Below are 19265 nucleotides of genomic sequence, written 5' to 3'. Positions count from 1 at the left end.
AATATTTCTTTACATCTTAAAGCTCGACCAAAGAGCACGCTTCCGTGCATCGTTTTCATAGGGAACGGACAAACAACCCAACCCATTAATCATATGTGGGAATCTTCCTACAAGACCGAGACAACAATAAACACAACTAGCACCTGAACATCCTACAGCCCAACAGGGAGTTGCGTACCGATGTCTAAAAATACGGGATCCGTTGCGCCGAAAGAACGCGTCAATATCAAGTATGTCCCCGCTACCAGCGATGAGCAGGCTGAGGTGGAGCTGCCGCACAAGATGCTGGTGCTGGGCGACTTCGGCCTGGATGACAACCGTGCGCTTGAGGACCGTCAGGTCATGCGCATCGATAAACATACATTCAACAGCGTGTTGAACGACGCCAACGTAAGCCTGGACGTGACGGTACCGTCCAGGCTTGGCACCGCCCCGGATACCGAGCTGGCCGTCCGCCTGCAGTTCAGGTCCATCAACGATTTCGGGCCGGACCGGATCGCGCGCCAGGTGCCCGAGCTGAACAAGCTGCTGGCGCTGCGCGAAGCACTGGTCGCCCTGAAAGGCCCGCTGGGTAACGTCCCGGCCTTCCGCAAGCAATTGCAGCACCTGCTTAACAACGAGCAGGCGCGTAAGCAGCTCGCCCAAGAACTGGACCTGGTGCTCGAGGCGCCAGAACAAGATTGAGACAACGGAGCGTCCACATGCCCAAGCCAAGCAGCACCGCCATCACCACAGACGCAACGGCCGACACATTGAGCAATGCCACCCTGCTCGACCAGATCATGGCAGAAACCAAACTGGTACCTGCCCAGGAGGGCTACCAGATTGCCAGGCAGGGCGTATCTGCCTTCATCACCGAAATACTCAAAAGCAATGACCCAGATCAACTGATCAACAAGCACCGAGCCGACCAGATGATTGCCGAGATCGACCGAATGCTCGGCAATCAGATGGATGCCATTCTGCATCAGCCTGAGTTCCAGCAGCTTGAATCATCATGGCGCAGCCTTAAACTTCTGGTCGACCGCACGGACTTCAGGGAGAACATCAAGCTTGAAGTCTTGCATGTCACGAAAGAGGACCTGCTCGACGACTTCGAAAATGCTGCTGACATTACCTGCAGCGGTATCTACAAGCATGTTTACACCGCGGGTTATGGCCAATTCGGGGGAGAGCCGGTTGCGGCCATGGTAGGCAACTACAACTTCGGCCCCTCTTCCCCTGACATCAAGTTGCTAAGTTACATGGCCTCCGTTGGCGCCATGTCCCATGCCCCTTTTCTTGCTGCACCTGCCCCCGAATTTTTCAATTTGAACAGCTTCGAGGAGCTGCCTAACCTCAAGGAAATAAAAGACCTCTTCGCCGGCCCTCGGCATGCCAAGTGGCGCGCTTTTCGTGAAAGCGAAGACGCCCGCCACGTCGCCCTGACCGGGCCGCGCTTCATGCTTCGCTCCGCTTACCACCCGCAGGAACAACCGATCGAGAGCTTCAACTACAACGAAGGCATCGCCGGGCAGCACGACAACTACCTGTGGGGCAATTCTGCTTTTCTGTTAGCCAGTTGCATCAACGACAGCTTCGCCCGCTACCGCTGGTGCCCGAATATCATCGGCCCCCAATCCGGCGGTGCTGTCGAAGACTTGCCGGTCCACCTGTACGAATCCCTGGGCCAGTTGCAGGCCAAGATTCCTACCGAGGTGCTGATATCCGACCGCAAGGAATTCGAACTGGCCGAAGAGGGCTTCATCGCCCTGACCATGCGCAAAGACAGCGACAACGCCGCGTTCTTCTCCGCCAACTCGGTACAAAAGCCCAAGCACTTCCCAAAAACCCCTGAGGGGCTTCAGGCACAGACCAACTACAAGCTGGGTACCCAGTTGCCCTACCTGTTCATCGTCAACCGGCTCGCCCACTACATCAAGGTGCTGCAGCGCGAGCAGATCGGCAGTTGGAAAGAGCGCCGTGACCTTGAGTCCGAGCTGAACAAATGGATCAAGCAGTACGTCGCCGACCAGGAGAACCCGTCTGCCGACGTTCGCAGCCGCCGGCCGCTGCGTGCCGCCCGTATTGAGGTCTCGGATGTTGCGGGTGACCCGGGCTGGTACCAGGTTTCGCTCGCCGTACGTCCGCACTTCAAGTACATGGGCGCGAACTTCGAGATTTCCCTGGTCGGGCGGCTCGATACGCAATGAGTGGTCTTTTTGATCGCCTGATGGTGGACCAGTGCATCTGCCGAGAGGCCTCCCGACGCGAGAGCGCTTCCCACAAGTTCGCCGCCATCAAGCGCCACCTCGAAACGCTACTGAATGCCCGCCAGGGGTGCTCCCAGAGCAGCCCTGAGCTGGGCCTGCGCGACTTCAACGGGCATGACGTGAGCAACGGCGACTTGCTTGTGCAGGTGAGCGCGGATATCCGCCGCACACTCCAGCGCTTCGAGCCGCGCATACAGGTACGCACGCTCAACGCAGTGCCCGATACCCTTGCCCCGCTGGAGCTGCATTTCAGGCTGGATTGCCTGGTACAGGTCAACAACCACGCAGAGCAGCTGCAACTCGAGCTGCTGGTCGATGGGCACAACCGCTACACGCGCGTGAGGTGACCCATGTCACTGAGAGACCGTTTCAGCGAAGAACTGCGTTACCTGCACGAACTGGGGAACGACTTTGCCAAGGACAACCCACAACTCGCGCGGTTGCTTGGCAAAGGTGCCAGCGACCCCGATGTCGAACGCCTGATGGAAGCCTTTGCGTTCCTGACCGCCAAGCTACGGCTGAAGCTGGAAGACGACTTGCCAGAGCTGACCCATCCCATGCTGCAGTTGCTCTGGCCGAACTACCTGCGGCCGCTGCCCAGCGCGACGATCATCAAGTTCAGCCCGGTGAGGCAATCCCTCAGCCAGTCACAGCGCATCCCAAAGGGGTCGCGGCTGTTCTCGAAACCGGTAGACGGCGTGGCCTGCGAGTTCCGCACCTGTACAGCGGTCAACATTCATCCGTTCGAGATCGACACGGTGGCAGCCACCCAGACATCCGACAGTTCTGTGATCTGCATCGGCCTTCAATCACTGGCCGAGCGGCCGTTGAACAGCCTGGGCTGTACCAGCCTCGACTTTTACCTCAGCGGCGATACTCGTACCGCCCGCACGCTTTACCTGTGGGTTTCCCAATACCTCAAGCATGTCAGCGTGACCATCAATGACGTGGTTCGTCGGCTGCCGGCAAACAGCATCGCATTCCCAGGGTTCAGCCCCAACGACGCCTTGCTGCCTTACCCACAGAACGTCTTTGATGGCTACCGGATCCTGCAGGAATACTTCGCATTCCCCCAACGCTTCCACTTTTTCAGCGTTACTGGGCTTGAAAAGATCTGGCCAGCTCATGACAGCCAGCAGGTAAACCTCGAATTTCACTTCACGCGCCAGCTACCCGACTCGCTGCGTGTCGACAAAGCAGATTTCAACCTGTTCTGCGCACCTGCGGTCAACCTGTTCCAGCACAGCGCCGAGCCCATCGACCTGTCCGGCAAGGACGCCATGGTTCCACTGAAGCCCAAGGGCACAGCGCCGTACGGCTACGAAATCTTCAGTGTCGACCAGGTGATCAGCACCCGAACGACGACTGACGGGAACACCGGTGAGCACCTTCGGACCTTCCGTCCCTTCGAGTCATTCGCCCATGAAATCGAGCACGTCCAGGGGCGCACGGCGCTGTATTACCGCTGCCAGCTGGAAGAGTGCCTGCACGGCAATGGCGTCATGCATCGAATCGCCTTCGTCCGCGCCGACGCCAACAGCTACATAGGCGAGCTGGAAACCGCGTCCATCGACCTCACTTGCACTAATCGGGACCTCCCGCTGGCGCTGGGCATCGATGACATCAACGTTCTGACCGAACTTACGCCGCCTCTGGCCACCTACACCAATCTCTGTACACCCACCCGCCCCTGTCGCCCGGTGCTGGACGGCCAGTTGCAGTGGGCATTGATCTCCAACATGTCGCTCAACTACCTGTCCTTGCTCTCGGTAGAGCCGCTGAAAGCGGTGATCCGCGCCTACGACTTCATGGCACTGCACGACATCCAGCAGGCCCGCACCACCCGTAAACGCCTGGAAGGTATGCGCGACATTCATACGCAGCCCATGGATTGGCTGATCAAGGGGCAACCCATTCGCGGCCTGCACACCCGGCTGAAACTGGACCAGACCGCCTTCCTCTGCGAAGGCGACTTGTACCTGTTCAGCTGTGTGCTCGCTCATTTCTTCGCCCTGTACGCCAGCATCAATTCCTTCCACCAGCTGGAAGTGATCAACACCACCAATAACGAGCACTACACATGGCCAATACAGACCGGCAAGCAACCGCTGATCTAGCCGACAAGCTGCTTTGCGAAGCGCACCAGTACAACTTCTTCCAGTTGCTGGAGCGGTTGCACGGGCTGCATGGCGATGACCTGGAACCCCGTTGGCCGGACAAGGCCACCCGGCGGCGCGTGCGCCTGGCCTGCGACCCACGGCTGACCTTCCCTGTTTCGGACGTGTACAAAGCCCAGCGGATGCCCGCTGAGGAAGCGCGCTACCGCATCATTGCCACATTCCTGGGGTTGCACGGCACCGATTCGCCATTGCCCACCTATTACCTGGAACAGGTGGCGTATGAACATGCGCATGGCATCGGTGTACGGCCGGCCTTCTTCGACTTTTTCAACCATTACCTGCTCAGCCTGTTGCACCGTATCTGGCGCAAGTACCGCTATTACATCCGCTTCCAGCCAGGTGCCAGTGACGGGTTCTCGCAGTACGTGTTTGCCCTGCTTGGGCTTAACGACAAGCAGTTGCGAGGGGACACGGCGCTGCCCTGGAGCCGCCTGCTCAGTTTTGCCGGCGTGATCGCCAGCCGCAGCCGTGCGCCGGGCACTGTGGCCGGCATCATTGCGCACTGCTTCGACCTCAAGCAGGTGCACATCCGCGAGTTCGAGACGCGATCAGTCGTCACGCCGTCCAGGCAGCTTGCAAGGCTGGGGCGGACCAACGGCCAGCTGGGCAGCACGTTCATGATCGGCAGCCGCACGCGCACTCGCAGCAGCAAGTTCACCATCGTGATCAGCGAACTCGACCAGACACAGCTGCGGGACTTGCTGCCCAGCGGCATCAACTTCGGCCGTTTGCGTGCACTGATCGACTTTCTGCTGCGTGACGGGCTGGCCTACGACCTGGAACTGCGCCTTAAGCAGAGCGCGTTGTCCCCCTTCTGCTTGCACCGCAGCCAGGGCGCATACCTGGGCTGGACCAGCTTCGTCGACGACCGGCATGGCCAGATCAGCCCGGTTGTACGCATCCGGGGGCGCTCATGAACACAGTCACCTTGAGCATCACCAACCTCGACCAACTGCAGCACGGCGTTACTGCTCGGCACCTGTTCGATTGCAAGGGCGGCACCATCGGCAGCGGGCGAGCAAACTGGCAGATCAATGACCGCGATCAGACCGTTGCGCCCATCCACTGCGAAATCCGCTGGATCGAAGGCAGCTTCTGCGTGATCGACCACTGCCACCGCACCTACCTCAATGGCAGTGCCAACAGCCTGGGGCCGCTTCCACCCAGACGCCTGGTTGAGGGTGACCAGCTTCTCATTGGTACCTATCGGCTACAGGTTCAGTACACCCAGGATCAGGCCTGCACGCGCTCGCTGGAGGACCTGTTCAACCCGGACCCGAGGGTGCTCGACCGCCTGATAGCGGAAGCGCCTGCACCCGCTTGGCCGGCACAGCCTTCTGCCCCCCAACCAGCCGTCGAGATCTCCTCGGTCTTCAAAGCAGCCATGGGGAATGACCCTCTGGCAGCGCTGGACGCAGCAGACGGTGAAGGGGCACTCCGAGAAAGCCCGCTGCAGCGCCTGATTGCCGGAGCATACCCATGAAGCCTCATCCACTTCTGCTCGCCAGCCTGCTGCTTGCGCTGGTCGTGCCCACCGGCTGTACCTCTTTGAGCAGAATGAGCCAGGTGGCCATGGACCACTCGTTGCCCATCGGGCCGCCCAAGGATCACCCGACCGAGGTCGCATTCAGCATCAATGCCAGCCCTACCCTCAACGGCAATCCGAACAGCCTTGACGTCGCAGCCGAACAGGATAGCGCCCTGGAGCCCAGCCCCTACGCTGTAACCCTGAGTGCTGGCGACCCCTATGCGTTGACCGAAAAAATCGGGGTTCTGTTCGAATACCTGCAAGCGCAATTCCCGGCCATGTCTCCCGTCGAGCTGGACGAAGGAGACGAAAGCGACCCGGCGCGCTCGCCCCTGGAAGAAAGCGGCCCCGGCAGCTACGACGCCCCTCAAGTGGCGTTGACCTTGCCGCGCACCACAAGCGTTGCCTCAGCGCTGGTCGCTACGCCCATTGCCATCACGATCCTGCAACTGCGCGACGACTCACTGCTGCGCAACACCGTGTACCAGCTACTGGAGCAGGACCCGGCCAAAGCGCTGCGCAGTACCTACATCCGCAGTGACGATTACCTGCTGCGCCCTGGCCAGTTCAAGTACATCCCGTTCGAGCCTATCCACGCCGAAACCCGCTTCGTCGCGGTGATTGCCGATTACCGAGGGCATGAAAACGCCAGTTGGCGGCAAGTTCTGCGCATTCCACCGCGTGGCCGCCAGATCATGCTGTCGGTGCTGGTCAACGACACGCACATCGTGCTCAAGGAAGAAGACTGATGGCGCCTCAACACCCTTTGCCCTTCCTGCTTACTCACGCTGACACGGAGCGCCCATGAGTTCACGCAATCCCGTTCTCTGGCCCGAAGGCCTGTTCGTCAAACCACAGCATTTCCAGCAGGCGACCAGGGCCAGCGAAGCAGCCCTGCACCAGCGCCTCGCCAGCCTCAACGCAGCCTTCTGCGGCTTCAGCGAACTTCAGTTGAGCGACGAATACCTGAGCCTGGGCAAAGTCGCCATCACCCGGGCGCGCGGTGTGATGCCGGACGGCACGGTGTTCGACATTCCCGCCGACCTGCCGCCACCGCCGCCGCTGGAAATCGGCGACGACGCGTGCAAAGACAGTGAGGTGTATCTGTGCCTGCCGCTGCGTACCGATGGCGGCCGCGAAGTGAGCTGGCCCGACAATGCAGCCAATTTCCGCTATACCGCCCAGGCACAGGAAATCAAGGATACCCACACCGCTGACGGTGACCTGGTGCAGGTAGACCTTGCGGTGCCCAACCTGCAGCTCAAACGCAAGACCGAAGACAGCAGCGCCTACACCCGCCTGGCCCTGGCACGTATTCTGGAACGGCGCCCCGACGGCAGCCTGCAACTGGACGAAGCGTTCTACCCCACCAGCGTTTCGGTGCGGGCGGTGCCAGCGCTGCAGCGGTTTCTTGAAGAAATCACCCATACCTTGCGCGAGCGGGCGCGCGGCCTCGCCACGCGGATTGGTGCCTCGGGCCAGTCCGGGATCGCCGACATTCGCGACTTCAACCTGCTGCAGGCCATGAACCGTTGGTGGCCATGCTTCCAGCATCTGGCCAGGCAAGCGCAAACGCACCCCGAGCAGCTGTACCTGTGCATGAGCCAGGCCTGCGGCGAATTCGTCACCTTCACCGACCAGAACAGGCTGCCGCAGGAGTACCCCGCCTATCACCACACCGCGCTGCGCACCTCTTTCAAACCACTGGAAGACACCTTGCGTCGGTCTCTGAGCACCGTCTTGCGGCCACGCGCTGTTTCACTACCGCTGGAGAGCGAACAATTCGGCGTGATGACGACCACGCTGGAAGACCGCCGGCTGATCGACGAAGCCGACTTCATCCTCGCCGTGCGCGCCAGCATGCCACCACAGGCGTTGCGCCAGATGTTCATCCAGAAAGCCAAGATCACCTCGCTTGAGTCACTGAATGACCTGGTGCCGCTGCAATTGCCGGGCATCCCTTTGTTGCCATTACCCGTGGCGCCCCGCGACCTGCCCTTCCATGCGGGCTTCAGCTACTTCGAGCTGGACCGACGAGACCCGGCCTGGGCGTGCATGAGCAAGGCGAATGGCTTCGGCATCCACATTGCGGGCGACTTCCCAGGGCTTGAACTGCAGTTCTGGGCGATCAGGAGTGAGTGACATGGGAAAAGACAACAATACGCCCACCGATGAAAACAACGCTGCAGTCAACGCGCTTGATTCAACCCTTGAACAGCCAGTACCCGCCCCCCGGGCTGCGGCAACCAATGCGCAAGTATCCACGGACAAACCTGAGCCTGAGCCCGTTTCCGAAGGCTACCCCGCTGACCCGGAATTTCAGCTGCGGGGCGGCTTCGCCAACCTGATGCTGGATGCCGCATCGCCGTTGTTCGGCTTGGTTATACGCCTGCGTACGCTGGACGAGCTGCCAAACATCCAGGACGTGCACCAGCAAGTGCGCGGCCAGATCGACAACATCCAGGAAGAAATGCGCCAGCACGGTTACGAGCCGGCTCAGTTGCTGGCGTACTCCTACGGTCTGTGCCTGTTCATAGACGAGGCCGTTATGGAGCGCCCCTGGGGCAAGAGCAGCTGCTGGAGCCAGGAGCCGCTGCTCAGCATCTTCCACGACGAGACCTGGGGTGGAGAAAAAATCTTCACGGTGATTACCCGCCTGATGCAGGAGCCCAAGCGTTACCAGGACGTACTGGAGTTCATGTACTACGCCCTGTGCCTTGGGCTGAAGGGCAAGTACGCGCTCGCGCCGAAAGGCGAAGAAACACTCAACGCATTGATTCACCAACTGCACGGGATCATCCGCGAACTGCGCGGCCCTACCCCCGAAGAAGTCTGCGACCCCTACGCCAATGTGGCCCCACGCAACTTCCGCATAAGCCGGCAATGGCCCTGGTGGAGCCCCTTGGTGATTTCCGCCATCGCCATGGCGGTGGCCTACGGGATCTACAGCTACCGCCTGCACCTGATCACAACCGAGGTGCTGGAGTCGCTGAACGGCATCTTGCAGCAATAGCCAACCGTGACACAGCACCACTGAATTCAACGAATTCGCGAGGTTTTTGCCTCGCTGACAAGCCCATCGCTCCCGATGGCCACGCCACCCGTGGTGCGCGTGCTTTACCCACATGGACGCAGGAGTAACTGCCATGCCAACACCCGCTTACATCAAGATCATAGGCCAGACCCAAGGCAACATCACCGCGGGCGCCTTCACCGCTGACTCCGTCGGCAACGTGTTCCAACAAGGCCATGAAGATCAGATTCTGGTTCAGGAAATCAAGCATGAGGTGACTACGCCCACTGACCCCCAGAGCGGTCAACCGAGTGGCCAGCGCGTGCATAAGCCTTTCATATTCACCAGTTCACTGAACAAAGCTACCCCCCTGATGTATCAGGCACTTGCCACCGGCGAAATGCTGCCAACGGTCGAGGTCAGCTGGTATCGCACCTCGTCGGAAGGCAAACAAGAGCATTTTTTCACCACCACGCTCGAAGACGCCACCATCGTCAGCATCAATACCGTGCTTCCCCACGCACTCGACAAAGACAATGAAAACTACACCCAGCTGGTTGAAGTATCGCTGGCGTATCGAAAGATCACGTGGGCTCACGATGTAGCCAATACCGAAGGCTCTGACGACTGGCGCGCACCCGCCGCCTGACCTGTGCAAATGCCCCGGGCAGGCCATGCCCGCCCGGGCTTTGTGTTGATTCAGACGGCGGACAAGGATCTTTTATGCCTAGCCAATCTGATTTGCGCTACAGCTTTGAGGCACTCGTTGGCAACGCTGAGTTCGAAGTGGTGTCGTTCGAACTACGAGAAGGGATCAGCACACCCTTCGAACTGGAGCTGAAATTGATCAGCTTCGAGAACGATATCGACTTCGGCCACCTGCTCGACAAACCGGTGCTCTTCACCATCTGGGAAGGCGGACGCCCAGTACGCTACGTGCACGGTCTGGTCAGTCGTTTCAGCCAAGCGGAAAGTGGCTTCTACCGCACCTACTATGACGCGCTGATCGAGCCACAGCTGGCCCGTGCCAGCCTGCGTTCGAACTGGCGCATCTTCCAGCAGAAGACCGTGCCGCAAATTCTTGAACTGATGCTCAAGCGCCAGGGCATCGACCAGTACGCACTACGCGCCAGCCTGGACCACCAGGTGCGCGAATTCTGCGTTCAGGCCGGCGAAACCGACCTCGACTTCATCGCCCGCCTGGCGGCCGAAGAAGGCTTTGTCTACCGCTTCGAGCACAATGAAAAACGCCATAAGCTGATCATCACCGACAGACTGCAGTCACTCGGTCTGATAAGTCACGGTGTCATCAAACACGAGGACGACGCCGAAGGCTTCTACCGTGAGCGTGAACCGTCAGCCCCAGACACCGTGCTGTACCATTCCAACCACGGCGGCGACCAGCCTCAACCGTGCCTACGGCGCTTGCGCTACAGCGAACAGGTGCGTACTGCACGGCAGGTTCAACGCGACTACACCTTCACCCACCCGGCCTATCGTCAGGAACACAGGGCCTCGGGCCCGTATCTTGAGCACCAGTCCACGGACTATGAGTGCTTCGACTACCCCGGCCGTTACAAACGCGATGCCGTTGGCAAGCCGTTCACCGAAAACCGCATCACCGGCTTGCGCCATGACGTGCGTATTGCCCAAGTGCAAGGCGACGATGTGCGCTTGCAACCAGGCCTGAGCTTCACCCTGACAGGCCACCCGCGCGAAGACCTGAATGTGCATTGGCGGGTCAGCACGGTTCGCCACGAAGGCAGCCAGTTCACCAGCCTGCAGGAAGAAGCTGCCGGGGCCGACCAGGGCACACGTTACGAGCAAAAGGCGGTACTGGTGCCAGGCAGAGCCGAGTGGCGCCCAGCCCCGTTGCCCAAACCACGCGTTGACGGCCCGCACATGGCCACCGTGGTGGGGCCGCCCGGTGAAGAGATCTACTGCGACGAATGGGGCCGGGTCAAGGTCAGCTTCCCCTGGGACAGAGAAAGCCAGGACAACGCGTTCAGTTCCTGCTGGGTACGCGTATCCCAAGGCTGGGCCGGCGGCAGCTGGGGCTCGATGGCCATCCCACGGATTGGCCAGGACGTGATCATCCACTACGTCAACGGCGACCCCGATCAGCCGATGATCACCGGCCGTACTTACTGCGGTAACCAGCTGCCACCGTACGACCTTCCCCGTCACAAGACCCGCATGACCATCAAGAGCCAGACCCACAAGGGCGATGGCTTCAACGAGCTGCGCTTCGAGGACGAACTGGGCCAGGAGGAAGTGTTCATTCATGCCCAGAGGGACCAGAACAATGTGGTCAAGCACGATGAGACTACGCAGGTCGGCAATGACCGCAAAGAGCAGGTCGATCACGACGAATCGATCCTGATCGGCCACGACCGTACGGAAACGGTTGGCAATGACGAGCACATCACCATCGGGCAGGACGCCGCGCTCGACATCGGCAGAAACCACACGATCAGGATCGCCAAGGACCGTGTCGAAAACATCGGCAATCACCGTCACGACCAGATCGCCGCCAATCACCACACCCGTATCGGTGGCAACTTCGAGCAACGGGTCGAAGGGCATGCCGAGCTGGAAGCCCGTGGGGATATCCGCAGACGTACTCGCCGTTATGAACTTCGAGCATCGGAAGCCGTGGTCATCCAAGGCCCTGGGGGCTCCATTCGAATCGACGAAACAGGCATCACCCTGGACAGCCCGACGATTCGCATCACCGGCCAGATGCTCAAGTCGGCAAATGGGACGACAAGCCCCTTTTCCATCAGCAGTGCCCCGAACACCGGCAAGCCTCTGGAGCGCTTGTGTGGGCGCCGCCCTGATGGTTCCTGCCCCCTGCCCGATTGCCGCTGTGTCCGAGGGCCAGTCCAATGACTACACCGTCATCAGCTGCTCCGCGCAGCGAAGACTTCGCTCACAACTGCCGCTTTCTGCTGCTCATGACCAGAGCAATCGAGTACTGGGCCTATCGGCCCATCCCGCAGGAAGGTGAACTGGTTCCTGCTTATGCCCCATCGGTACTCGACCTTATCAACGCTGTCAGCCGGAATACTCAAAAGGCATGGTTATGGAAGAACAGCGCCCTGGATGACCGTCATGAGTTTGGGCCTTTGCTGGTGGACGTTGCAGACGCTCACGAGCTGCTTGCCCATGCAATCACGACCTGGATGCCTATCGGTGGAGCCATCGCGCTGGATGCCGAGGTTGGCCTGGCAGCGCTGGCAGACCACTTCACCAGCCTGGTGCAGGTCGTGCTCCCTGACCAGAGCGTTGCCACTCACCATGTCACACCGGACCATCTTGCAGCCTGGCTGAATGCGCTGGACGACGACCATCGCAAGGCCTGGCTTGGCCCGGTGTCTCGGTTGGCATGGCGAGCCAACTGGGGGCCGGCTCATGAGTGGAAAACACACGAAAACAAGCCGATTGCTGCCCGCTCAAAATCAGAACTGCCTTTGACCCTCCAGCAGCTTGAACTTGATCGGCTGCAAGCAGGCATGCACGAGCACTTTGTCCTCTCATTGGCTCATGAGGTCTTGGCCATGCCGCCCCATGCCAACCATACCTTGGCGGACATACGCCTATGGATAGAAACACTCCTGCCGCAACTGACAGCCCTCAATTTCCGGAGCGAGGAAGTTGCGGGCCAATTCATTCGGCTGATAGCCGGGCACATGTGGCTGATGAGCAATGACAAGGCGGGAAAAATCTACACCAACCTCGAAGAGTCGCCCCAGGCCCGCCTTCGCGAGCTCCAGGCACTGGTCGAAAGCAAGGAGCCTGCCCATGACTAACGCCTCCGTCAGTAGCGCCACCTCCGGCCCTGCCTGCAGCGCACGCGTGCCCATCCTGCCATTGCGCTACGCCATCGTGCCCCGCACCGCGGACGCCCCCGCCTGCCGCTATGCCGATGCAGGCTTCAACCTGGAACAAGGCTTCCCCACGCTGCAGCACTCGGCCTACACCCTCCGCGCTTTGCGCCCAGGCTATGTCTACGTGTTCATGAAAGGCCCTCTGGGCGAAAAGCTGGTCATTCATGAGCACGTCGGCGCGGGCCTCTACAAGGAGCTGCGCTACCAAGGGCTGGAGGGCTACCACCGCCGTGAGCGCTACCTGTCCGGCCAGAGCACCGGCTGGGTGTGGGCCGACACCTGCCAGGACACCGCAGAGGAAGTGTGGATCGGCTACAGCCCGCACCTGTGGACCAACGCCATCACCGCCCGTATCACCGGTTCGGCAGCCCTGCGCAAACGGCACATGCGCCAGCTGGACATGGCCGAGCTGGTGAGCGGCAACCAGGCGCCGTCCACCCAGCCCCATGTGTTGCCAGTCAGTGCCCTGCAAACCTGGGTCGAAGACTTCAAGCCAACCGAGCGGCGCATGCCACTGACCTGGAGCAGCGACCCGATCACCGAAACCTTGCCCATCGGCAACCTCAATGCCATCGCCCGCCACTACCCCTGGACCCAGCCGAAAGTGCCAGTGGTGGTGGCGCTCGCCGACGCCGAAGGCATGGCCCTGGACCTGAGCCTGTCGGTCTCGGCCTACCAGCATCAACTGCGTGACCTGATGCCGGCCGAGCAACTGGAGCACACAAAACCCGCCCAACCTCCCGAGCAGGAGCGCGTGCCGGCATGCTACCGGCTGGATGCCGAACAGCTCAGCCCGCAGAGCCGGGACTTTCACCATCGCAACCTGGTCGCCATGCTGCTGAACAAGACGCTGGAAAGCCTGTACCCGGCGGATGCACCTTCACCGGAACTGGCCGCGTTCAGGCTGGGCACGTCACGCCGGGGGCCTGCCCTGTCGCCGGCCGAGTCCCATTTCCAGGCCCTCACCCATGAAGATTACTCCCCCAATGGCGCGCGCCTGGCACAGCGCCTCGATGTCGACAAATACCGGCGCTTCCTCGCCGAACGCGACGCGCTGGAACGACGGATTGCCGCCCTGCGCAACCTGGCCTTGCAAGCCAGCAACGATCATGACGCCTGGCTGGCGACGGCCGAATCCCAACACATTGATAATCCCTACAGCCTGGCTGCGGCACTGGCCTGTTACGACCGCGACGAACGCACCTCCGCCCGCGGTCTGGAAATCTCACTGGCGTTGCTGATCCACCCGATGGGCCAGCCGACACCTGGCACCGAAGATCATGACCGGCGTTTCAAACGCCTGGAGCAATGGCTGGACCAGCACGACAGCCCGCTTTACACCGCCTTGGCGCCGTTCAACCCATTCAAGGATAAAGCCGATTCGATCGGCTCCATGTTCGGCGCCAGCGACAACGTGATCGAAGGGCTGGCCGGTCGCTTCCCGGCCATGGCTGACATCACCGACCTCACCGCCCAGTCGGTCAATACCGTGGTGCTCAAGCGCCTGCGTGGCCAGACCCGTTGGGATGCCAGCCATGGCCTGCGCCAGCAAGTGTTGCTGGCAGCGCGCGAGGCCAATGCCGAGAAAGCGCTGGGGTTGTTGGCGGCGCGCTATCGCATCACCGAGCAGGCCGTTACGGAAAATCCCTTTAGCCAGGAGGTGCAGCGGTATTTGAAGAGCGGCATGGCGCAGGTTGAAGAGATGAAAGCGTTGCGCATATCAGGAAGCCGCACGGTATCCATCGAGCTGACCACCACTGCGCGCGTGAAACCCAACTTCCTTGGGTTGCTCACTTCCGGCGGTGGGGGTGGTTTAAACGCGGGGATGCTGTGGTTCAACATCTTATCGCTCAAGACGGCTTACAACAGCCTGCAAAAGAGCGACGCACCGGAATACACCCTGGGGTTCGCTTCATCTGTTTTCGGGGTGATTGGTGCAGCGGCGGCGACGTTGGTCAGCGTACGGGCGACGCAAAAGGCCGTCATGCTGAGACTAAGTGCCACAGCGCCGGGCATGGCCTTTGGTAACGGTCTAATCAAGCTCCTAGGAAGCAATTTGTTCGCAAGGTTGTCCGGCTACCCGGCTATTTTCCTAGGATTCGCCTCTGACTATAAAAAATCCCAAAGGCAGAAGATGCACGGTAATACTGCCGCTTCTGATTTAACTTTCTATGGTGGGGGCGCGGTCGCAATAGGCTCCGTCTTGGTATTAGAAGGTGGATTAGCTATTGCAGGCGCCACAACACTTATCCCTTTTGCAGGGTGGACTGCAGCTGCAGTAGTCCTATTAGGTACTGCGATCATAGCTGGAGGCATCTACCTCCATGCGAAAGCCACCGAACACCTTCACAACCCTATAGAGCTATGGGCCAGTCGAAGTATATTTGGGAACCGTCTCAATGACGGCGAAAGCCGACCAGACATAATTTTAGATACCGACAAGAAACTTCCAAACTTCGTCAACATTAAAGACGAAATCAACGCTTGGCATCAGGTATTTTACTCACCCTCGCTGCTTTCAAAAAAAGAGACAAAACTGTTTGACCTAGGGCATCTGGACAGCAAATGGACTGACTTAAACACATGGACTACTCCGAACTGGACTGCTATCACACACAATCAAGTTTCTAGCATCCCCCCCACTGCTGAATTTACAGTCCTCCTACGAGGGTTTCTATTGGGCCAGAGCGAATGGCAAGCCAGCCTTAGTAGCCAACTCGAGAACAATGGCATATCTGTATTCCCAGCCACACCAGACTGCTATGAAATCAGGGGAGGACTGATACTCCACTTCAAGAATCAAATTCGAAACCACCGCCACATTAAACTGAACATCAAATATCTGCCAAATCTAGGCTTAGATGAACAAGCAGGCTCCTCCCAGACCTTCAAGCTTGGGGAACGATAATGGCCATTTCATGGATTTTCACACCCTCCGCACGCTCTCAGTTCACTCCACATATCTCAAGCCAACTATCAACCATAAACAAACATCACTTATCCCTCGTGAACCCATGGGTATCCGACTCCGTATTCATGGGAAAACTATATACCGCCATGACATTCGGGTTAGCAGCTTATATCTACCCGGATATCATAGATGCGGATTTTAGAAAGTCCGCGCTAGCGGACCTTCACTCACTCGCACAATACATTGTTGCACCACTAATATTTACACCATTCATCGCCTACAGGATATTCTTCATAAAAAATCTTTCAAACATCTACCTCAATCGCGCAACTGGAAAAATCCTATATCAACGTAACAAAAAGCTTATCTCGTTCGATTGGACCAATATCAAGGGAGGGGTATTTAAGCGCACAGAGTTCGGTGGTTCATCCATCAGCACTAGCTATGCACTTGCCTTTGCCCCGCCTAGGAAGGACGGTAGCCTCCACAAAAAAGACTGCCTCTGGGTCGACAGCAACGAACCCACCGAACCCGGCGTCAAGCATGTGGCCGAAGTGTGGGAATACCTGCGCCACTTCATGGACCACGGCCCGGACAAACTCCCCCCGCCCGGTGAACCCAACTGGTGGCACAAGCCACTCCACGCCATCTGCCTGACACCGGCAGAAGCCTGGCGCCACTACGCCCCCTGGCGAACCGGCGAGCCCGGTGAAATGCAGGGCAAAAAGAACTGGCAATTGCCGTTCTGGGCCGTGCTGTTTCCCTACAACCTCTCCGTCGCCCTCTGCTGGTATGGCATCTGCCGCCTGTTCAACGTCCGAGCAGCGCCACCGCCACCCGAAGCATTTGAAGAGGCCCCAGCGCATTCAACCCAAAAAAGGAAGCGTACATGAGCGACACCTCCGTCAGCAGCGCGACCTCCAGGCCCTGCCTGCAGTTCACGCGTCCCCATCCTGACGGTGCACTACACCAACGTGCCAGGCACCCGTGACTTCCCGGCCATGGCTGACATCACCGACCTCACCGCCCAGTCGGTCAATGCCGTGGTGCTCAAGCGCCTGCGTGGCCAAACCCGTTGGGATGCCAGCCATGGCCTGCGCCAGCAAGTGTTGCTGGCAGCGCGCGAGGCCAATGCCGAGAAAGCGCTGGGGTTGTTGGCGGCGCGCTATCGAATCACCGAACAGGCCATTACGGAAAATCCCTTTAGCCAGGAGGTACAGCGGTATTTGAAGAGCGGCATGGCGCAGGTTGAAGAGATGAAAGCGTTGCGCATTTCGGGTAGCCGCACGGTGTCCATCGAGCTGACCACCACTGCGCGTGCGAAACCTAACTTTCTGGGGCTGCTCACCTCGGGCGGTGGTGGTGGTTTAAACGCGGGGATGCTGTGGTTCAATATCTTATCGCTCAAGACGGCCTACAACAGCTTGCAAAAGAGCGATGCACCGGAATACACCCTGGGGTTCGCTTCATCTGTTTTCGGGGTGATCGGTGCAGCGGCGGCGACATTGGTCAGCGTGCGGGCGACGCAAAAGGCCATGATGTTGAAGTGGATCTCAACGGCGCCAGGCATGGCCTTTGGTAACGGCATCATCAACTTTCTGACGAGTAATCTTTTCGCGCGGGCATCAGGCTACCCGGCGATAATAATTGGGTTTTCCTCAGATATCTTTAAGGCAGTACGTCAATGGCAGAACGGCAATCTTATTCCAGGCTTATATACAGCGGCCGCCAGCGCGACTACTGCTTTAGGTTCGATTCTTGTTCTAGAAGGAAGCCTTGCCATCGCGGGCACGACAGTCCTCATTCCTTTTGCAGGCTGGACAGCAGCTGGAATCGCCTTGATCGGAGCAACTTTGATCGGTGGAGGTCTATTCCTCTACTCAAAAGCTCACTCCCGCCTTCACAGCCCTTTAGAATTATGGGCCAGCAGAAGCATATTCGGGACAAGGGAAAATGATGGAGAAATACGGGAGAATATAGAGTTAGACTTTGATAAAAAATTGCCACCCTTTCGCCACATCCACGAAGAAATCAAGTCATGGCAGATTGAATTTCTCTCACCGAAAGCATTGTTGGCACCGTATTCTGAGCAGCTCGGCTTAGGCGCCCTAACGACACATTTGGATATAAATAACAAATGGCCAACACCTGACTGGGCAATAATTATCCATACCCAGGTCATTAAACAAAACGCAACACTCGAGCTAACTATACTTTTACCAGAATTCGGATTAGGTCAAAGCGAATGGTCAGGGAGTTTAGTGAGCCAGAATCTCGACAGGCAGACAACCCCACTCCAAATAACCCCTGACTGCCATATCACCCCAGCAGGCTTATTACTTCATTACAAAGCTGATGCTAGACAAATCAGGTCTGCCACGCTAACGATTAATTACTATGCCAACCAAGGACTGGATGACGACACCCCTTCTACTACCACTATTCATCTGGAACGCTAAACCTATGGCGACTATCTGGTTTTTTAATCAAGCCCACAATTCAGGATTCAAGCCAAAAATTTCCGGACAACTTATTCAAACAACCAGTTCACACTTATGCCTGCAAAACCCTTGGGTGTCCGACTCTGTATTCATGGGAAAAATCTACACTGCCATGTTTCTATTTGCCTGGATACTCTCATGTTACAATCTTATTAACGAAAATATAGACTACTCAATCAACGGCGGCGACATTTTCATTGCCATCCTGATCTCACTCCCCTTTATTTTTACCCCATTCTTAGCCTACAGAATACTTTTCATAAAAAACTTATCGAACATATATTTAAATCGACACACAAAGAAAATCTACTATAATCGATTCAAAAAACTCATAATATTTGACTGGAGCCAAGTCGCAGGCGGTCTTTTCAGTCGCACAGAATTCAGTGGTTCCTCCTTCACCACCAGCTATGCCCTCGCCTTCGCCCCCCGCCGGGAAGACGGCAGCCTGCACCAAAAAGACTGTCTGTGGGTGGACAGCAACGAACCCACCGAACCCGGCGTCAAACATGTCGCCGAAGTGTGGGAATACCTGCGCCACTTCATGGACCACGGCCCGGACAAACTCCCCCCGCCCGGTGAACCCAACTGGTGGCACAAGCCACTCCACGCCATCTGCCTGACCCCGGCAGAAGCCTGGCGCCACTATGCCCCTTGGCGAACCGGCGAGCCCGGTGAAATGCAGGGCAAAAAGAACTGGCAATTGCCGTTCTGGGCCGTGCTGTTTCCCTACAACCTCTCCGTCGCCCTCTGCTGGTATGGCATCTGCCGCCTGTTCAACGTCCGAGCAGCGCCACCGCCACCCGAAGCATTTGAGGAGGCCCCAGCGCATTCAACCCAAAAAAGGAAGCGTACATGAGCGACACCTCCGTCAGCAGCGCTACCTCCAGGCCCTGTCTGCAGTTCACGCGTCCCCATCCTGACGGTGCACTACACCAACGTGCCAGGCACCCGCGACTTCCCGGCCATGGCTGAGACCCTGTCAATTTT

Annotated in this window: 15 protein-coding genes and 1 pseudogene; all 16 read left to right on the top strand. The window is 58.5% G+C overall.

Features of this window, described 5'->3' with window-relative positions:
• Positions 1–180: 180 nt before the first annotated feature.
• The 16 genes and pseudogenes from tssB (at position 181) to REH59_RS12165 (ending at position 19134) form a co-directional block, all read left to right on the top strand.
• Positions 181–684 (top strand): type VI secretion system contractile sheath small subunit, encoded by a 504-nt coding sequence (tssB, locus tag REH59_RS12240; RefSeq protein WP_014753478.1) that lies wholly within the window; start codon positions 181–183, stop codon positions 682–684.
• A gap of 17 nt (positions 685–701) precedes the next feature.
• Positions 702–2192: a type VI secretion system contractile sheath large subunit gene (gene tssC, locus REH59_RS12235; protein ID WP_003254167.1), complete on the top strand. Its 1491-nt coding sequence runs from the start codon at positions 702–704 to the stop codon at positions 2190–2192.
• On the top strand, positions 2189–2599 hold the full coding sequence (gene tssE, locus REH59_RS12230) for a type VI secretion system baseplate subunit TssE (protein ID WP_014753480.1): 411 nt from the start codon (positions 2189–2191) through the stop codon (positions 2597–2599). Before tssC ends, tssE begins: the two co-directional genes overlap by 4 nt.
• 3 nt (positions 2600–2602) lie before the next feature.
• Entirely contained in the window at positions 2603–4369 is a 1767-nt protein-coding gene (tssF, locus tag REH59_RS12225) for a type VI secretion system baseplate subunit TssF (RefSeq protein WP_014859254.1), read from the top strand.
• The gene (tssG, locus tag REH59_RS12220; protein ID WP_003254170.1) at positions 4333–5349 is read left to right on the top strand and encodes a type VI secretion system baseplate subunit TssG; all 1017 of its coding nucleotides are present in this window, start codon (positions 4333–4335) and stop codon (positions 5347–5349) included. The genes tssF and tssG overlap by 37 nt, the downstream gene beginning before the upstream one ends.
• Entirely contained in the window at positions 5346–5915 is a 570-nt protein-coding gene (locus REH59_RS12215) for an FHA domain-containing protein (RefSeq protein ID WP_003254171.1), read from the top strand. Before tssG ends, REH59_RS12215 begins: the two co-directional genes overlap by 4 nt.
• Entirely contained in the window at positions 5912–6709 is a 798-nt protein-coding gene (tssJ, locus tag REH59_RS12210) for a type VI secretion system lipoprotein TssJ (protein WP_014859256.1), read from the top strand. Before REH59_RS12215 ends, tssJ begins: the two co-directional genes overlap by 4 nt.
• Positions 6710–6764: 55 nt before the next feature.
• Positions 6765–8102 carry a type VI secretion system baseplate subunit TssK gene (gene tssK, locus REH59_RS12205; RefSeq protein WP_320450575.1) on the top strand — a complete coding sequence of 446 codons (1338 nt, stop codon included), beginning with the start codon at positions 6765–6767 and terminating at the stop codon, positions 8100–8102.
• Between the two features lies 1 nt (position 8103).
• Positions 8104–8973, top strand: coding sequence for a type IVB secretion system protein IcmH/DotU (gene icmH, locus REH59_RS12200; RefSeq protein WP_121783308.1), 870 nt, complete (start codon positions 8104–8106; stop codon positions 8971–8973).
• A gap of 133 nt (positions 8974–9106) precedes the next feature.
• Positions 9107–9622: an Hcp family type VI secretion system effector gene (locus REH59_RS12195; RefSeq protein WP_003251355.1), complete on the top strand. Its 516-nt coding sequence runs from the start codon at positions 9107–9109 to the stop codon at positions 9620–9622.
• 74 nt (positions 9623–9696) lie between these two features.
• Positions 9697–11865 (top strand): type VI secretion system Vgr family protein, encoded by a 2169-nt coding sequence (locus tag REH59_RS12190; RefSeq protein WP_320450574.1) that lies wholly within the window; start codon positions 9697–9699, stop codon positions 11863–11865.
• The gene (locus REH59_RS12185; RefSeq protein WP_014861428.1) at positions 11862–12785 is read left to right on the top strand and encodes a DUF4123 domain-containing protein; all 924 of its coding nucleotides are present in this window, start codon (positions 11862–11864) and stop codon (positions 12783–12785) included. Before REH59_RS12190 ends, REH59_RS12185 begins: the two co-directional genes overlap by 4 nt.
• Positions 12778–15771 (top strand): T6SS effector BTH_I2691 family protein, encoded by a 2994-nt coding sequence (locus REH59_RS12180; RefSeq protein WP_265536639.1) that lies wholly within the window; start codon positions 12778–12780, stop codon positions 15769–15771. The genes REH59_RS12185 and REH59_RS12180 overlap by 8 nt, the downstream gene beginning before the upstream one ends.
• Entirely contained in the window at positions 15771–16667 is an 897-nt protein-coding gene (locus REH59_RS12175) for a DUF6708 domain-containing protein (RefSeq protein WP_128573640.1), read from the top strand. Before REH59_RS12180 ends, REH59_RS12175 begins: the two co-directional genes overlap by 1 nt.
• 99 nt (positions 16668–16766) lie before the next feature.
• Positions 16767–18233 (top strand): annotated as a pseudogene (locus REH59_RS12170) (T6SS effector BTH_I2691 family protein); the annotation flags it as partial.
• A 4-nt stretch (positions 18234–18237) separates the two neighbouring features.
• Positions 18238–19134: a DUF6708 domain-containing protein gene (locus REH59_RS12165; protein WP_167551133.1), complete on the top strand. Its 897-nt coding sequence runs from the start codon at positions 18238–18240 to the stop codon at positions 19132–19134.
• The last annotated feature ends 131 nt before the right edge of the window (positions 19135–19265 follow it).

Origin of the sequence: Pseudomonas sp. BO3-4, from assembly GCF_034044115.1 — a bacterium.
GTDB classification, from domain to species: Bacteria; Pseudomonadota; Gammaproteobacteria; order Pseudomonadales; family Pseudomonadaceae; genus Aquipseudomonas; species Aquipseudomonas alloputida.
The sequence above is the reverse complement of the archived record's forward strand: the minus strand, read 5'-3'. Positions and strand labels throughout refer to the sequence as shown.

What these genes read in the sequence shown, in the direction of transcription:
- tssB (WP_014753478.1), top strand. Translation starts at nt 181, where the DNA reads ATGTCTAAAAATACGGGATCCGTTGCGCCGAAAGAACGCGTCAATATC.
- tssC (WP_003254167.1), top strand. Translation starts at nt 702, where the DNA reads ATGCCCAAGCCAAGCAGCACCGCCATCACCACAGACGCAACGGCCGAC.
- tssE (WP_014753480.1), top strand. Translation starts at nt 2,189, where the DNA reads ATGAGTGGTCTTTTTGATCGCCTGATGGTGGACCAGTGCATCTGCCGA.
- tssF (WP_014859254.1), top strand. Translation starts at nt 2,603, where the DNA reads ATGTCACTGAGAGACCGTTTCAGCGAAGAACTGCGTTACCTGCACGAA.
- tssG (WP_003254170.1), top strand. Translation starts at nt 4,333, where the DNA reads ATGGCCAATACAGACCGGCAAGCAACCGCTGATCTAGCCGACAAGCTG.
- REH59_RS12215 (WP_003254171.1), top strand. Translation starts at nt 5,346, where the DNA reads ATGAACACAGTCACCTTGAGCATCACCAACCTCGACCAACTGCAGCAC.
- tssJ (WP_014859256.1), top strand. Translation starts at nt 5,912, where the DNA reads ATGAAGCCTCATCCACTTCTGCTCGCCAGCCTGCTGCTTGCGCTGGTC.
- tssK (WP_320450575.1), top strand. Translation starts at nt 6,765, where the DNA reads ATGAGTTCACGCAATCCCGTTCTCTGGCCCGAAGGCCTGTTCGTCAAA.
- icmH (WP_121783308.1), top strand. Translation starts at nt 8,104, where the DNA reads ATGGGAAAAGACAACAATACGCCCACCGATGAAAACAACGCTGCAGTC.
- REH59_RS12195 (WP_003251355.1), top strand. Translation starts at nt 9,107, where the DNA reads ATGCCAACACCCGCTTACATCAAGATCATAGGCCAGACCCAAGGCAAC.
- REH59_RS12190 (WP_320450574.1), top strand. Translation starts at nt 9,697, where the DNA reads ATGCCTAGCCAATCTGATTTGCGCTACAGCTTTGAGGCACTCGTTGGC.
- REH59_RS12185 (WP_014861428.1), top strand. Translation starts at nt 11,862, where the DNA reads ATGACTACACCGTCATCAGCTGCTCCGCGCAGCGAAGACTTCGCTCAC.
- REH59_RS12180 (WP_265536639.1), top strand. Translation starts at nt 12,778, where the DNA reads ATGACTAACGCCTCCGTCAGTAGCGCCACCTCCGGCCCTGCCTGCAGC.
- REH59_RS12175 (WP_128573640.1), top strand. Translation starts at nt 15,771, where the DNA reads ATGGCCATTTCATGGATTTTCACACCCTCCGCACGCTCTCAGTTCACT.
- REH59_RS12165 (WP_167551133.1), top strand. Translation starts at nt 18,238, where the DNA reads ATGGCGACTATCTGGTTTTTTAATCAAGCCCACAATTCAGGATTCAAG.